At 66.2% G+C, this 15,667-nt stretch carries 15 protein-coding genes; 2 read left to right on the top strand and 13 right to left on the bottom strand.

Annotated features, from left to right (window positions below; translation table 11 throughout):
- Positions 1-38: 38 nt before the first annotated feature.
- Positions 39-683 carry a peroxiredoxin-like family protein gene (locus CDO46_RS15815; protein ID WP_087839423.1) on the bottom strand — a complete coding sequence of 215 codons (645 nt, stop codon included), beginning with the start codon at positions 681-683 and terminating at the stop codon, positions 39-41.
- A 120-nt stretch (positions 684-803) separates the two neighbouring features.
- On the opposite strand from CDO46_RS15815, the gene CDO46_RS15810 reads away from it, so the two are divergent.
- Both CDO46_RS15810 and CDO46_RS15805 read left to right on the top strand, forming a co-directional pair.
- A complete protein-coding gene (locus CDO46_RS15810; protein ID WP_087839422.1) occupies positions 804-1,817 on the top strand; it encodes a tripartite tricarboxylate transporter substrate binding protein in 1,014 nt (337 codons plus the stop codon).
- Between the two features lie 14 nt (positions 1,818-1,831).
- Positions 1,832-2,821, top strand: a complete 990-nt coding sequence (locus CDO46_RS15805) for a 2-dehydropantoate 2-reductase (RefSeq protein WP_087839421.1) — start codon at positions 1,832-1,834, stop codon at positions 2,819-2,821.
- On the opposite strand, the gene CDO46_RS15800 is transcribed toward CDO46_RS15805, so the two are convergent.
- The 12 genes from CDO46_RS15800 to nuoE all read right to left on the bottom strand — a co-directional run bounded on the left by CDO46_RS15800 (position 2,811) and on the right by nuoE (position 15,638).
- Positions 2,811-3,386 carry an NUDIX domain-containing protein gene (locus CDO46_RS15800; protein ID WP_087839420.1) on the bottom strand — a complete coding sequence of 192 codons (576 nt, stop codon included), beginning with the start codon at positions 3,384-3,386 and terminating at the stop codon, positions 2,811-2,813. The genes CDO46_RS15805 and CDO46_RS15800 overlap by 11 nt on opposite strands.
- Positions 3,383-3,703 (bottom strand): DUF2818 family protein, encoded by a 321-nt coding sequence (locus CDO46_RS15795; protein ID WP_087839419.1) that lies wholly within the window; start codon positions 3,701-3,703, stop codon positions 3,383-3,385. The genes CDO46_RS15800 and CDO46_RS15795 overlap by 4 nt, the downstream gene beginning before the upstream one ends.
- Before the next feature lie 72 nt (positions 3,704-3,775).
- Complete coding sequence (gene nuoN / locus CDO46_RS15790) at positions 3,776-5,257, bottom strand: NADH-quinone oxidoreductase subunit NuoN (RefSeq protein WP_087839418.1); 1,482 nt, start codon at positions 5,255-5,257, stop codon at positions 3,776-3,778.
- 18 nt (positions 5,258-5,275) lie between these two features.
- Positions 5,276-6,763: an NADH-quinone oxidoreductase subunit M gene (locus tag CDO46_RS15785; RefSeq protein ID WP_176400768.1), complete on the bottom strand. Its 1,488-nt coding sequence runs from the start codon at positions 6,761-6,763 to the stop codon at positions 5,276-5,278.
- A gap of 11 nt (positions 6,764-6,774) precedes the next feature.
- A complete protein-coding gene (nuoL, locus tag CDO46_RS15780; RefSeq protein WP_087839416.1) occupies positions 6,775-8,817 on the bottom strand; it encodes an NADH-quinone oxidoreductase subunit L in 2,043 nt (680 codons plus the stop codon).
- 27 nt (positions 8,818-8,844) lie between these two features.
- Complete coding sequence (nuoK, locus tag CDO46_RS15775) at positions 8,845-9,153, bottom strand: NADH-quinone oxidoreductase subunit NuoK (protein WP_087779243.1); 309 nt, start codon at positions 9,151-9,153, stop codon at positions 8,845-8,847.
- Entirely contained in the window at positions 9,150-9,797 is a 648-nt protein-coding gene (locus tag CDO46_RS15770; protein ID WP_087839415.1) for an NADH-quinone oxidoreductase subunit J, read from the bottom strand. Before CDO46_RS15770 ends, nuoK begins: the two co-directional genes overlap by 4 nt.
- 14 nt (positions 9,798-9,811) lie before the next feature.
- A complete protein-coding gene (gene nuoI / locus CDO46_RS15765; RefSeq protein ID WP_087779241.1) occupies positions 9,812-10,300 on the bottom strand; it encodes an NADH-quinone oxidoreductase subunit NuoI in 489 nt (162 codons plus the stop codon).
- A 41-nt stretch (positions 10,301-10,341) separates the two neighbouring features.
- The gene (nuoH, locus tag CDO46_RS15760) at positions 10,342-11,415 is read right to left on the bottom strand and encodes an NADH-quinone oxidoreductase subunit NuoH (protein WP_087839414.1); all 1,074 of its coding nucleotides are present in this window, start codon (positions 11,413-11,415) and stop codon (positions 10,342-10,344) included.
- Entirely contained in the window at positions 11,415-13,742 is a 2,328-nt protein-coding gene (gene nuoG, locus CDO46_RS15755) for an NADH-quinone oxidoreductase subunit NuoG (protein WP_087839413.1), read from the bottom strand. The genes nuoH and nuoG overlap by 1 nt, the downstream gene beginning before the upstream one ends.
- Positions 13,743-13,818: 76 nt before the next feature.
- Complete coding sequence (nuoF, locus tag CDO46_RS15750) at positions 13,819-15,138, bottom strand: NADH-quinone oxidoreductase subunit NuoF (protein ID WP_087839412.1); 1,320 nt, start codon at positions 15,136-15,138, stop codon at positions 13,819-13,821.
- Positions 15,135-15,638 carry an NADH-quinone oxidoreductase subunit NuoE gene (gene nuoE, locus CDO46_RS15745; protein WP_087839544.1) on the bottom strand — a complete coding sequence of 168 codons (504 nt, stop codon included), beginning with the start codon at positions 15,636-15,638 and terminating at the stop codon, positions 15,135-15,137. Before nuoE ends, nuoF begins: the two co-directional genes overlap by 4 nt.
- Positions 15,639-15,667 lie beyond the last annotated feature (29 nt).

Below are 15,667 nucleotides of genomic sequence, written 5' to 3'. Positions count from 1 at the left end.
CGCGCGGGGGCAGCCGCCCGGAGCCGGATGCGCCCGCCTCAAGCCCCCATCCTGGAGGCATCTCCCGCATACTGGTCCACGGCCCCCGCCATCTCCCTAAGCACCTGCTCCATGGACTTCACCCCGTAGGGATAGAAAGCCTTCTTCTCGCCCCGCTTCCACCGCTCCCGCACCTGCGGGTCCCGCAAGTCCCAATCCGGCCGTATCTCCCGCGTCAGCGCCCGCAACTCGCCATGCAGCTCGGCCACCGACGGGCGGCCCCAGTAGTAATAGCCGTTCCAGACCTTGCGTATCTCCAGTCCGGGCGCCAGCAGCAAGGTGTGCGGAATCATCGGTTCATGCTGCGTGTCCGTGTACTCCAGGATGTCCAGCTCATCCCGCACCCGCTTCTGCTCGTCGTACAGAAAGGGATAGTGCGCCCCCAGTTGCTGGCGCAGATTGTTGGTCGTGTGCCAGTCGTCCGTGGTCACCACCACCAACCGGCAGTTGCCCACCACCAGTTGCGGATGGAACCGGGTCAAGGCCTTCAACTGCTCGCGGTCCTTGGGGCAGAAGAACCCGCGGATCAGCACCAGCAGCATGGGGTCGTCGCCCTGCAGCGCCGACAGCGCGCGGGCCGTCTTCGTATGGTCGGGCAGGACATAGTCGGGCAGCACCTGCCCCGCTTCGAGCTTCACCGTCATGATGCACCTCCTATCAAGCCAGGATGGCGCGCGGCAAGTGCCGTGCCCACGCTGTTTTGACGCGCTGCGGGACGGGCACTATTCTTAGCGGGCAACAAGAAACCCATGAGGAGACCCACCATGCCCCACCGCCTCCGCGCCCCCTGCGCGCGCCGCGCCTTCCTCGCACAATGTGCGGCCGCCGCAACGCTCGCCGGCGTCGCGCTCCAGCCCATGGCCCACGCCGCCGACGCCTACCCCTCCAAACCGGTCACCCTGGTCACCTCCTTCTCGGTAGGCAGCGGCCCCGACACCGTGCTGCGCCTGGTGGCCGACCGCCTGGGCAAGGCCTGGGGCCAGCGCGTCGTGGTCGAGAACCGGCCGGGCGGCGCGGGCTTCATCGCCATCGATTCCTTCAAGCGCTCGGCGCCCGACGGCTACTCGCTGCTGCAGCTCGACAGCGAACAGCTCGCCGCCCTGCCCCATCTGTACAAAAGCCGCCAGTACGATCCCGACAAGGTCTTCGACCCGGTCGCCACGCTGTTCATCACGCCCTTCCTGGTTTCCGTCTCGGCCCAATCGCCCTGGAAATCGGTCTCCGACCTCGTCGCGGCCGCCAAGGCCAAGCCCGGCCAGGTCACCTATGGATCCTGGGGCATAGGCAGCCCCGGCCACCTGGGCGGCATCGCCCTGGAAAACGAAGCGAACGTCAGTATGCAGCACGTGCCCTACAAGGAAGTCGGGCAACTGTACGCGGCCGTCAGCACCCAGGAAGTGAACTGGAGCATGGCCACCATTGCCTCCAGCCAGGGCCCCTACCAGGCCGGCAAGCTGCGCTACATCGCCGTCGCGGCCCCCAAGCGCATCCCGCAGATGCCCGACGTGCCCACGGTGGCCGAAAGCGGTGGCCCCGCCAGCCTGGACGTCAATTCCTTCGTCGTGCTGCTGGCGCCCAAGGGCCTGCCGGCGACCATCCGCGACAAGATCAACGCCGACGTCGCCAAGGTCGTGGCCGACCCCGAGATCAAGAAGCGCCTGGATACCTTCGCCTTCCAGACCATCAGTTGGTCGCCCGACGAAATCCACCGCCAGGTCGCGGCCAAGTCCAAGACCTACCAGGGGCTGATCCAGAAGGCCAACGTCACGCTGGAATGACCCGGGGAACGAGCATGAAGGTCTGCATCGTGGGCGCCGGCGCCATCGGCGGCTTCATCGGCGCCCGTCTGGCGGCCACCGGCGCCTGCTCGGTCAGCGCCCTGGCCCGCGGCGCCACGCTCGAGGCGCTGCAATCGCACGGCTGGCGGCTGCGGCAGAAAGGCGGACTCGTCCAGGTCCCGGCCACGGCCAGCGACCGCACCGAGGCCCTCGGTCCGCAGGACCTGGTCGTCGTCGCGGTCAAGGGCCCCGCCCTGGCCGCCGTGGCGGACTGCCTCGCGCCGCTGCTGGGCCCGGACACCGCCGTGCTGCCGGCCATGAACGGCGTGCCCTGGTGGTTCGCGCAAGGCCTCCTGCCGCCGGAACAGGCCCGCCTGTCGACCATCGACCCCGATGGCCGGATCGCGCGCGGCATTCCCCTGGCGCGCGTGATCGGGTGCGTGGTCCACGCCAGCACCTCGACGCCGGAACCGGGAGTCGTCCAGCATCACATGGGCGGCGGGCTGATCATCGGCGAACCGGACGGCTCGGCCTCGGATCGGGTCGAGCGCATCGTCGCCCTGCTCGCGCAGGCGGGCTTCGACGCCACGGCCTCGCGGACCATCCGCCATGACATCTGGTACAAGCTGTGGGGCAACATGACCATGAACCCGGTCTCGGCCATCACCGGCGCCACGGTCGACCGCATCCTGGACGACCCGCTGGTGCGCCGGTTCTGCTCCGATGCCATGGACGAAGCGGCGCGCATCGGCCGCGAGCTGGGCTGCGCCATCGACCAGAGCGCCGAGGACCGCCACGCCGTCACGCGCAAGCTGGGCGCCTTCAAGAGTTCCATGCTGCAGGATGCGCAAGCCGGCCGTCCGCTGGAGTTGGACGCCATCGTGGCCGTGGTGCGCGAACTGGGGCAGAAAGTAGGCGTTCCCACGCCCAGCATCGATGCCCTGTTCGGCCTGGCCCGCCTGTACGGCCGGGCGCACGGCCTCTATCCGGACGTCAGCGCGTAGAAGAAGAGACGAAGAACGCGCCGATCACCGTCTTGACGTCGGTGACCTCGCCCTGGCGGATCCAGGTCATCAGGTCCTCCAGCGGGGCGGTGAATACTTCCAGGAATTCGTGCTCGTCCAGCTTCTGCTCGCCCCGCTCCAGGCCCTCGGCCAGGAACAGCACGATGCGCTCGTTGGCGTAGGCAATGGCGTTGTGGATGGTGGTGAGCTCGGTCCACTTGCTGGCCCGGTAGCCCGTTTCCTCCAGCAGCTCCCGCTGGGCGGTGGCCAGCGGCGCCTCGCCGGGGTCGATCTTGCCGGCGGGAAACTCGATGAAGGCCCGGTGCATGGGATAGCGATACTGCCGCACCAGCACCACCTGCCCGTCCGGCAGCAGGGGCACGATCATGGACGCGCCCGGATGCATGATGTATTCGCGCGTGGCCGTGGCCCCGCCCGGCAGCCGGACGGTATCGCGGCGCACGTCCAGCAGCTTGCCGCGGAACACCGGCTCGCTGGTCAGCGGTTCCTCGCGCAGCCGGTCCGAGCTGCGCGCCAGTTCTTCCAGGGCTCGATCGTCGCTCATCGGGCAGTCCGTTTGAAAAGATAACGGTACACGAAACCCGGGTAGGCCAACACGAGGTACAGCGTCAGGGTAATGGCGTAGAACTGCCAGCCCTGGGGAAACACGTTGCCCAGGCTCGCCTCGAATCCCAGGCCGATGGCGCCGACCACCAGATACAGCACCAGCACCTCGGCCAGCCGCAGCCAGAACGGCTTGCGGGCGGGCGCGCCGTCCCGGCGGAAGGTCACGGCGCCGAACACGCGTTCCGACAGGAACGGCAGGTTGGCGGTCACCAGGGCCAGCAGGATCAGGACGTAGATGGCGAGGGTCTGTTTCAAGGCGGGGTTCCTGTCACGACAAACCCGGTCGGAACGGCAGCGGCGCGATCACGCCGCTGCCGGAAGAGAGGCTCAGAGCGCGAGCGAGCTGGAGATGGCCTGGGCACACAGGGCGACCAGCGGCGCGGGGAACACGCCCAGGACCAGCAGCAGCACGCCGTTGACCGACAGCACGGTACGGAAGCCCGCCGAACCCTGCAGCGGGGCCTGGTCGACCGGATCGTCGAAGTACACGACCTTCACCACCCGCAGGTAGTAGAAGGCGCCGATCAGCGAGAACAGCACGGCGACCACGGCCAGCACGACGTGGTTGGTCTGGATCAGCGACTGCAGCACCGCCAGCTTGGCGTAGAAACCGACCGTGGGCGGAATGCCCGTGAGCGAGAACATCTGCACCAGCATCACGCCGGCGAACCACGGGTTGCGGCGGTTCAGGCCCTTCAGGTCGTCGACGTTCTCGCACTCGAAGCCCGAGCGCGACAGCAGCATCAGCACGCCGAACGAGCTGAGCGTGGTCAGCACGTAGACGACCACGTAGAACATGGCCGACGTGTAGGCGTTCTGGGCGTTGAAGGCGCTGCCCTCGACCACGCCGGACATCAGGCCCAGCAGCACGAAGCCCATGTGCGAGATGGTCGAATAAGCCAGCATGCGCTTGATGTTGGACTGCATGATGGCGGCCAGGTTGCCGATGGCCAGCGACAGCACGGCCATGATGGCCAGCATGGGCTGCCAGTCGGCCGCCAGGCCGAACAGGCCGTCGACCAGCAGGCGCAGCACGATGGCGAAGGCGGCCAGCTTGGGCGCGCCGCCCAGCAGCAGCGTCACGGCCGTGGGCGCGCCCTGGTAGACGTCGGGCACCCACATGTGGAACGGCACGACGCCGAGCTTGAAGGCCAGGCCCGCTACCAGGAACACCAGCCCGAAGACCAGGATCATGTGGTTGTCGGTGGCGCCGGAGGTGGCGCGGGCGATGCCGGCCAGGTTCAGCGTGCCGGTGGCGCCGTAGATCATGGACATGCCGTACAGCAGCAGGCCCGAGGCCAGCGCGCCCAGCACGAAATACTTCATGGCCGCCTCGGTGGACACGGTGTGCTCGCGGCGCAGCGCGACCAGCGCGTAGAACGACAGCGACATCAGCTCCAGGCCGAGGTAGATCGTCAGCATGTTGCCGGCCGAGATCATGACCATCTGGCCCAGCAGCGCCAGCAGCGACAGCACATACAGCTCGCCGCCGCGCAGCATGCCGCGGTCCTTGGCGTAACCCTTGCCGTAGATCAGCGTCACGCCCACCGCGATGTACGAGAACACCTTGAGCACGTGGGCCAGGCTGTCGGTCACGTACATGCCGTCGAAGGCCGCGCCCTGCACGCCCGAGGCCAGGTCCGACAGGCTCATCCAGGTCAGCACCACCAGCGTGGCCAGGGACAGGATGTGCGTCACCGCGCGGCCTTCATCCTTGACGAACAGGTCGATCAGCAGGATGACGGACGTCAACACCAGCAGCGTGATCTCCGGCGCGACGAGAGACAGGTTCAGATTGGCGAATTCCATTGCGTAACGTCCGGCGTCTTACAGTTTCGAAATGGCGACATGCTTGAGCAGCGCGTCGACCGAGACGTGCATCACGTCGGTGAAGGGCGCGGGATGGACGCCCATGTACAGCACGGCGATGGCCATCACGCCCAGGATGAAGAACTCGCGGGCATTGACGTCGGTCAGCTCGCGCACGTGCTGGTGGGTGATGTCGCCGAACACGACGCGCTTGACCATCCACAGCGAGTACGCGGCGCCCAGGATCAGGGCGGTGGCGGCCAGGAGGCCGATCCAGAAGTTGTACTCGACCGAGCCCATGATGACGAAGAACTCGCCCACGAAGCCGCTGGTGGCCGGCAGGCCGCTGTTGGCCATCGAGAACAGCACGAAGAACGTGGCGAACTTGGGCATGGTGTTGACCACGCCGCCGTAGTCGGCGATGCGGCGCGAATGCACGCGGTCGTACAGCACGCCTATGCAGAAGAACATCGCGCCCGACACGAAGCCGTGCGAGATCATCTGCACGATGGCGCCTTCGACGCCGGCGGTGTTGAAGATGAAGAAGCCCAGGGTCACGAAGCCCATGTGCGCCACGGACGAATACGCGACCAGCTTCTTCATGTCGTCCTGCACCAGCGCCACCAGGCCGATGTAGATGACGGCGATCAGCGACAGCGCGATCATCAGGCCCGACAGGCTATGCGCGGCATCGGGCACGATGGGCAGCGACAGCCGCAGGAAGCCGTAGGCGCCCAGCTTCAGCATGATGGCGGCCAGCACCACCGAACCACCCGTGGGCGCCTCGACGTGGGCGTCGGGCAGCCAGGTGTGGACCGGCCACATCGGCACCTTCACGGCGAAAGCCATCAGGAAGGCCAGGAAGATCAGGATCTGCTCGGTCTGGCCCAGCGGCAGCTTGTGCCAGGTCAGGATGTCGAACGTGCCGCCGGCCGAATGCCACAGGTAGATGAAGGCGACCAGCGTCAGCAGCGAGCCCAGCAGCGTATACAGGAAGAACTTGAACGCCGCGTAGACCCGGTTGGGGCCACCCCACACGCCGATGATGATGTACATCGGGATCAGCGTGGCCTCGAAGAACACATAGAACAAAAGGCCGTCCAGCGCCGCGAACACACCTATCATCAGGCCCGACAGGATCAGGAAGGCGCCCATGTACTGGGCGACGCGGCTGGTGATGACTTCCCAGCCGGCCAGCACCACGATGATGGTGATGAAGGCCGTCAGCAGGACGAACCACAGCGAGATGCCATCCACGCCCAGGGAATAGGAGACGCCGTACTCGGCGATCCAGGTGGCTTTCTCGACGAACTGCATCTGCGCCGTCGAGGCGTCGAAGCCGGTGTACAGGGGCAGCGTGACCAGGAGGCCGGCGATCGCGCCGATCAGCGCCAGCACGCGGGCGACGGTGGGATTGCTGTCACGCCCCACCGCCAGCACCAGGATGCCGAACACGATCGGGGTGAAGATCGCAAGCGAGAGCCACGGAAAAGAAGTTTGAGCCATATCGCTTGCCATCAATTGTTCAGCAGGACGAAGAAGGTCACCAGGGCCATGATGCCGATGATCATGGCGAAGGCGTAGTGATAGATGTAGCCCGACTGCAGGTGGCGGACCACCCCGGCGAACCAGCCGACCAGACGGGCGCTGCCGTTGACCAGGAGGCCGTCGATCAGGGACTTGTCGCCCACCCTCCAGAAGCCGCCGCCCAGTGCGCGGGCACCGCGCGCGAACACGGCTTCGTTGATCTTGTCCATGTAGTACTTGTTGTCGAGCAGGTTGTACAGCCAGCCTGCGCGAGCCTTGATGGCGGCGGGAATGGACGGCTTGACCATGTAGAAGAACCACGCCAGGACCACGCCGGCCAGCATCAGCCAGAACGGCACGGTGCTGAAGGCATGCAGCCCGTAGGCCACCCAGCCGTGGAAGTCCTCGGCCAGGTGCTCCATGACCGGACGGTCGGGCGAATTGAAGATCACGCCCTTGAAGAAATCGCCGAACAGCATGGGGCCGACCGCGATCGCGCCGATGATCACGGACGGGATCGCCAGCAGCACCAGCGGCACCGTCACTACCGCGGGCGACTCGTGCGGCACGCCGCCATGGTGGTGGTCGTCGTGGCCGTGGTCGTCATGGCCGTGGCTGTCGTGGGCGTGGTCGTCGTGTCCATGCCCGTGCGCGCCCGAGGTGTCGAAGCGCTCCTTGCCGTGGAAGACCAGGAAGTACAGGCGGAACGAGTAGAACGCCGTCACGAACACGCCGGCCAGCACCGCGAAGTAGGCGAAGCCCGAGCCCCAGACGTGGGACAGCTTGGCTGCCTCGATGATGTTTTCCTTCGAGTAGAAGCCGGCGAAGAACGGCGTGCCGATCAGCGCCAGCGAACCCAGCAGGAAGGTGATCCAGGTAATGGGCATGTACTTGCGCAGGCCGCCCATGTTGCGGATGTCCTGGTCATGGTGCATGCCGATGATGACCGAACCCGCCGCCAGGAACAGCAGCGCCTTGAAGAAGGCGTGGGTCATCAGGTGGAAGATCGCCACCGAGTAGGCCGAGGCGCCCAGCGCCACGGTCATGTAGCCCAGCTGCGACAGCGTGGAATAGGCCACCACGCGCTTGATGTCGTTCTGGATGATGCCCAGGAAACCCATGAACAGCGCGGTGATCGCGCCGATGACGATGATGAACGACAGCGCGGTGGGCGACAGCTCGAACAGCGGCGAGAAACGCGCCACCATGAAGATGCCCGCCGTCACCATGGTGGCGGCGTGGATCAGCGCGGAGATCGGGGTCGGGCCTTCCATCGAGTCGGGCAGCCAGACGTGCAGCGGGAACTGCGCCGACTTGCCCATGGCGCCCACGAACAGCGCGATGCAGGCCACGCTCAGCAGCATCCAGTCGGTGCCCGGGAAGGTCAGGCCGGCCAGCTTGTCCGACTGCGAGAACACCTCGGTGTAGTTCATCGAACCGGCGTAGGCGAACAGCAGGCCGATGCCCAGCACGAAGCCGAAGTCCCCGACCCGGTTGACCAGGAAGGCCTTCATGTTGGCGAAGATCGCGGTGGGACGGGTGTACCAGAAGCCGATCAGCAGGTAGGACACCAGGCCCACGGCCTCCCAGCCGAAGAAGAGCTGGAGCATGTTGTTGGACATGACCAGCATCAGCATCGAGAAGGTAAACAGCGAGATGTAGGCGAAGAACCGCTGGTAGCCGGGATCGTCCTTCATGTAGCCGATGGTGTAGATGTGCACCATCAGCGACACCGAGGTGACCACCACCATCATCATGGCCGACAGCGTGTCGATCATGAAGCCGATTTCCAGCTTGATGCCGCCGATCGCGCTCCAGGTGTAGAGCGTGCCGTTGAAGGTGTTGCCCGCCAGGACATCCTGCAGCACGAATGCCGAGCCGATGGCCGAGACCAGCACGCCCAGGATCGTGACCCAGTGCGCGCCGGCGCGGCCGACCCAGCGTCCCAGGAAGCCGGTGCCGAACAGGCCGGCGATGGCGGACCCGACCAGCGGGGCGAAAGCGATGAGGAGATAGAGCTTAGGTACCGACATGTCTTGATTTTCTCGTAGCCCGGACCGTCAGCCCTTCAGCCGGTCAAGTTCATCAACATTGATCGTGTTCAGGTTGCGGAACAATACAACCAGGATCGCCAGCCCGATGGCGGACTCGGCGGCCGCCACGGTCAGGATGAAGAACACGAACACCTGCCCGCTCAGATCGCCCATCCAGCTGGAGAAGGCGACGAAATTCATGTTCACCGCCAGCAGCATCAGTTCGATCGCCATCAGCAGCACGATGATGTTCTTGCGGTTGAGGAAGATGCCGACGATGCTGATCGCGAACAGGATCGCGCCCAGCACGAGGAAGTGGCCTAGGGTCAGGGTCATGGTTGGCTTCCCTTGGGTTCGGTGGCGGCAGGCGCCTGGGCGCCCTCGCCTTCCCGGGAATTTTCGGTTTGCGACGGAATCGATACCAGGCGGACGCGGTCCTGGCGCCGCACGCGGATCTGCTCGGACGGCCGGTTCACCTTGACGTCGGAGCGGCGGCGCAGCGTGAGCGCGATGGCGGCGATCATGCCCACCAGCAGGATCACGGCGGCGATCTCGACGGCGTAGATGTATTCCGTATACATCGCCACGCCGATGGCGCGCGTGTTGTTGAAGTCGGCCGGCGCCTGCGGCACGCTGGGGTCCCAGTAGGCGTTGGCCAGCACGAAGGCCATTTCCCCGACCATGATGGCTCCCACCACGATGCCCAGCGGCAGGTAGGTCTTGAAGCCCTGGCGCAGCTTGGCGCTGTCGATGTCCAGCATCATCACGACGAACAGGAACAGCACCATCACCGCACCCACGTACACGAGCACCAGCAGGATGGCGAGGAACTCCGCCTTCAGCAGCATCCAGATCATGGAGGCCGTGAAGAACGACAGCACCAGGTGCATGACGGCGGTGACGGGGCTGCGCGCGACGATGACCCGGCAGGCGGCCACGACAAGGATCGCGGCGAATATATAGAACAGTATGGCGGTCATGGTGTGGGTTTCGTTTACCGGTATTTCGCGTCCTGCGCACGGTTCTGCGCGATCTCGGCTTCATAGCGGTCGCCGACCGCCAGCAGCATTTCCTTGGTGAAATACAGGTCGCCCCGCTGTTCGCCGTGATATTCGTGGATGTGCGTCTCGACGATGGAGTCAACCGGGCAGCTCTCCTCGCAGAAGCCGCAGAAGATGCACTTGGTCAGGTCGATGTCGTAGCGGTTGGTGCGGCGCGTGCCGTCCTCGCGCACCTCGGATTCGATCGTGATCGCCACCGCCGGACAGACCGCCTCGCACAGCTTGCAAGCGATGCACCGCTCTTCCCCGTTGGGGTAACGGCGCAAGGCATGCAGGCCGCGGAAGCGCGGGGACATCGGGGTTTTTTCCTCGGGGTACTGCACCGTGATCTTGCGGGCGAACATGTACCGCCCCGTCAGGCGCAATCCCTTGAGGAGTTCGGTCAGCATCAGGCTGCCGAAGAATTCCTTGATCGCTTGCATGATTCAGTCCTGCCTATTCTTGGGCTCGCACAGGGCGGGCGTTACTTCCAGATGTTCCAGGGCGTCTGCATCCAGACCGCCACCACGAGCAGCCAGACCAGCGTCAGCGGGATGAAGACCTTCCAGCCCAGGCGCATGATCTGGTCGTAGCGGTAGCGCGGGAAAGACGCACGGAACCAGATGAACAACGAGACCACGAAGAAAGTCTTGAGCGCCAGCCAGATCCAGCCCGGCACCCAGGTCAGCGGGGCCACGTCGACCGGAGGCAGCCAGCCTCCCAGGAACATGATCGAGGCCAGCGCCGACAGCAGGATCATGTTGGCGTATTCGCCCAGGAAGAACAGGGCGAAGGTCATGCCGGAGTATTCCACCATGTGGCCGGCAACGATTTCCGACTCGCCTTCGACCACGTCGAAGGGGTGGCGGTTGGTTTCCGCCACGGCCGAGATGACGTAGATCACGAACAGCGGCAGGAGCGGCAGCCAGTTCCACGACAGGAAGGTCAGCCCCATGCCGGCGAAGCGGCCGTCGGCCTGCTTCAGGACGATCTCGCTCATGTTCAGGCTGCCGGACACCAGCAGCACCGTCACCAGCACGAAGCCGATGGCCAGCTCATAGGACACCATCTGCGCCGAGGCGCGCAGCGCGCCCAGGAAGGCGTACTTCGAGTTCGAGGCCCAGCCGGCGATGATCACGCCATAGACGCCCAGCGAGGTGATGGCCATGATGTAGAGCAGGCCGGCGTTGACGTTGGCCAGCACCACCTCGGGGCCGAACGGCACCACCGCCCAGGCGGCCAGCGCGGGCATCAGCACCACCGCGGGCGCCACGATGTAGAGCACCTTGTTGGCGTTGCTGGGAACGATCACTTCCTTGGTCAGCAGCTTGAGCACGTCGGCGAACGGCTGCAGCAAGCCCTTCGGGCCCACGCGGTTGGGGCCCAGGCGGACGTGCATCCAGCCGATCATCTTGCGTTCCCAGTACGTGAGGTAGGCCACGCACAGGATGATGGGCACCGCGATGCAGACGATCTTGACGATGTTCCACACCACCGACCAGGCTGCCGGGCCGATCAGCTCCGTTCCTTGAGCCTGAATGACGTCGATCCACTGCATCAGGCACGCTCCACGCTGAGTTGTTCGAATGCGCCGCCGAGCGCGAAGGTCGAGACATGGGCGGCGGCGATGCGCACGGCGCCTGCGGGCACGGCGTCATCCACGGAAAGAAAGAGTTCGACCGAGCCGGTCGCCGACTTCACCCGCACGCGGTCGCCGTCGGCCAGCCCCAGGTGCGCCACGGTGGCGGCGCTGGCCCGGGCCTCGGGCGCGTCGGCGGCCGGGGTCGATTGCAGCGCCGCGGCGCGGCGCGTAATGGCGTCGCTGGCGAACAGCGGCACGTCGGCCACGCGCTGCAGGCCCTGGACCGCGACGCCCACGCCCGGCTTGGCGCCGATGGCGTTCGACAGGCGCGGCGCGATTTCGCCCGCCAGCACCGCGTCGCGCACGGATTCGGAGGTCTCGTCGTCGAAGCCGGGCAGCTCCAGCGCGTTGCCCAGCACGCGCAGTACCTTCCAGCCCGGACGCGTCTGACCCAGCGGACGGACCGTGCCCTTGAAGCTCTGCGCCCTGCCCTCGGCATTGACGAAGGTGCCCGAGGTCTCGGTGAACGGCGCGATGGGCAGCATCACATGGGCCCAGTCCTCGGCGGCGGAGCGGTACGAGGTCAGGGCGACGTTGAATTGGGCGGCGCGCAACGCGCGCAGCGCGGCCACGCCGTCGGCCGCGTCCAGCGCCGGCTCGGCATGCACCACGATATGGGCCTTGAGCGGTTCGGCGAACATCTGCGCCGCGGTCTTGCCGCCGCGCACCGGCACGGCCTCGGCCAGGTAGCCGCCCACCGTGTTGCCGCCTTCGGTGGTGAAGCCCAGGCGGGCGCCGGTGGCCTGCGCGATCAGTTGCGCGTTGGCCGCCAGCGTCGAGGCCTGGGGATGCTGCGCCGCCAGGTTGCCCAGCAGCACGGCCGTGTTTTCGCCGGAAGCCAGCAGCTCGGCGATGCGGCGGGCCGCTTCGCCCGGCTGCACGCCGGCCAGTTCGGGCGCGACGGCCGCTTCCTTGGCCTGGGCCAGCGCCACGGCGATCTCGGCCAGCACGGAGGGCAGCGCCGCCGGGGCGACCGTGACGCGCTCGGCCACGGGCATCAGCGGATCGTCGGCCGCCACGTCGACCAGGATGACCTGCGTGCCGGACTTGGCGGCCTGGCGCAGGCGCTGCGCCAGCAGGGGATGGTCCTTGCGCAGGAACGAGCCGACCACCAGCACGCGGTCCAGCGCGCCGACGTCGGCCAGGGCCATGCCCAGCCACGGGGCGCCGCCGCGCGCGGCATCGAAGCCGGTATCGGTCTGGCGCAGGCGGAAATCGATGTTGTCGGAACCCAGGGCCCGCACCAGGCGGGCCAGCAGCGCGAATTCCTCGGTCGTGGCGTATTGGGCCGCCAGCGCGCCGATCTGGCCGGCGCCGTAGCTGTTCTTGACCGATTGCAGCCCGGCCGCGACGGCGTCCAGCGCCTCGGCCCACTCCACTTCCTTCCACAGGCCGTCGGCGCCGCGCACCATCGGGGCGGCCAGGCGGTCCTCGCTGTTCAGGCCTTCGTATGAGAAGCGGTCGCGGTCGCTGATCCAGCACTCGTTGACGGCTTCGTTCTCGAACGGCACGACGCGCATGACGCGGTCGTTCTTGACCTGGACGATCAGGTTGGCGCCGATGCTGTCATGCGGGCTGACCGACTTGCGGCGGGCCAGCTCCCAGGTACGGGCGCTGTAGCGGAACGGCTTGGACGTGAGCGCGCCCACCGGGCAGATGTCGATCATGTTGCCCGACAGCTCGGACTCGACCGCACGGCCCACGAAGGTGGTGATCTCGGAATGCTCGCCACGGTTGATCATGCCGAGTTCCATCACGCCGGCGATCTCCTGGCCGAAGCGCACGCAGCGGGTGCACTGGATGCAGCGGGCCATTTCCTCGGCCGACACCAGCGGGCCCAGGTTCTTGTGGAACACGACGCGCTTTTCCTCGCTGTAGCGCGAGGACGAGCCGCCGTAGCCCACCGCCAGGTCCTGCAGCTGGCACTCGCCGCCCTGGTCGCAGATCGGGCAATCCAGCGGGTGGTTGATCAGCAGGAACTCCATCACGCCCTTCTGGGCGTTGATGGCCTTCTCGGAAGCGGTATGGACCACCATGCCGTTGCTGACCGGCGTGGCACAGGCGGGCAGCGGCTTGGGGGCCTTCTCGACGTCGACCAGACACATGCGGCAGTTGGCCGCGATCGACAGCTTCTTGTGATAGCAGAAATGCGGCACGTAGAGGCCGACCTTCTGGGCGGCATGCATGATCATGCTGCCCTCGGCCACCTCCACTGTCTTGCCGTCGATCGTAATTTCAACCATCTTATTTCCGTTTGCCCCGTCATCGGGCGGGGCGTGTGCGTTTCGGTAAATGCTCTCGTTGCGCGCGCGCCGGCGGCTACAGGTACTCGGGCACCAGGCAGTGCTTGTGCTCGATGTGGTACATGAACTCGTCGCGGTAGTGCTTCAGGAAGCCCCGCACCGGCATGGCCGCGGCATCGCCCAGCGCGCAGATCGTGCGGCCCATGATGTTGCCGGCCACCGAATCGAGCAGGTCCAGGTCTTCCGGGCGGCCCTTGCCGCTCTCGATGCGATGGACCACGCGGTACAGCCAGCCCGTGCCTTCGCGGCACGGCGTGCACTGGCCGCAGCTTTCCTCGAAATAGAAATACGACAGGCGCAGCAGCGACTTCACCATGCAGCGCGTCTCGTCCATCACGATGACCGCGCCCGACCCCAGCATCGACCCGGCCTTGGCGATCGAGTCGTAGTCCATCGTGCAGTCCATCATGATGTCGGCCGGCACCACCGGGGCGCTCGAGCCGCCGGGAATCACGGCCTTCAGCTTGCGGCCGCCCCGCACGCCGCCGGCCAGTTCCAGCAGCTTGGAGAACGGCGTGCCCATCGGCACCTCGAAGTTGCCGGGGTATTCGACGTCGCCCGAGACCGAATAAAGCTTGGTGCCGCCGTTGTTGGGCTTGCCCACCTGCAGGTAGGCGTCGCCGCCGTTGCGGATGATCCAGGGCACCGCGGCGAAGGTCTCGGTGTTGTTGATCGTGGTCGGCTTGCCGTACAGGCCGAAGCTGGCCGGGAACGGCGGCTTGAAGCGCGGCTGGCCCTTCTTGCCTTCCAGCGATTCGAGCAGCGCGGTTTCTTCGCCGCAGATGTAGGCGCCGTAGCCGTGGTGGGCGTGCAGCTGGAAGCTGAAGTTCGAGCCGAGGATGTTGCTGCCCAGGAAGCCGGCGGCGCGCGCCTCTTCCAGCGCTTCCTCGAAACGCTCGTACACCTCGAAGATCTCGCCGTGGATGTAGTTGTAGCCCACGGAGATGCCCATCGCGTAGGCGGCGATGGCCATGCCCTCGATCACGATGTGCGGGTTGTAGCGCAGGATGTCGCGATCCTTGAACGTACCCGGTTCGCCTTCGTCGGAATTGCAGACCAGGTACTTCTGGCCCGGGAAGGTGCGCGGCATGAAGCTCCACTTCAGGCCGGTCGGGAAGCCCGCGCCGCCACGGCCGCGCAAGCCCGAGGACTTGACCTCGGCGATGACCTGCTCGGGCGTCATGCCGCTGGACAGGATCTTGCGCAGGGCCTCGTAGCCGCCGCGCGCGACGTAGTCGTTCAGGCGCCAGTTGCCGCCGTCCAGCCCCGCCATGATCTGCGGGTCGATGTGGCGGTTGTGGAACGCCGTGCTGATGACCGGTTCGGCCACGCTCATTTTGCACCTCCGGCATTCGCCTCGGCCTTCAACTCATCGACGAGCGCGTCGAGCTTGGCCTCGGACATCTGAATGCACATACGCTTGTTGTTCACCAGCAGCACGGGCGCGTCGCCGCAGGCCCCCATGCATTCGCCCTCGAGCAGCGTGAACACGCCGTCCGCGGTCGTTTCCCGATAATCGATGCCCAGCTTCTGCTTCAGGTGATGCCCGGCCTTCTCGCCGTCGCGCAGGGCACAGGGCAGGTTGGTGCAGACCGAGATCTTGTACTGCCCCATGGGCTTGAGGTTGTACATGTTGTAGAAGGTCGCGACTTCCTGCACGGCGATGGGGGGCATGCCGAGGACGTTCGCGACTTCTTCCATCACCTCTTGCGACAGCCAGCCCTTCTCGTCCTGCGCGATGGCCAGCGCCGCCATCACGGCGGACTGTTTCTGCTCGGCCGGGTACTTGGAGACTTCGCGGTCGATCTTCTTGAGGGCCTGTTCGGAAAGCAGCATGGTGGTATCCGGTTGGGACGCGGTCATGG

It is taken from the genome of Pigmentiphaga sp. NML030171 (assembly GCF_002188635.1).
Lineage (GTDB): Bacteria > Pseudomonadota > Gammaproteobacteria > Burkholderiales > Burkholderiaceae_B > Pigmentiphaga > Pigmentiphaga daeguensis.
This window is presented reverse-complemented; position numbering and strand designations above follow the sequence as displayed.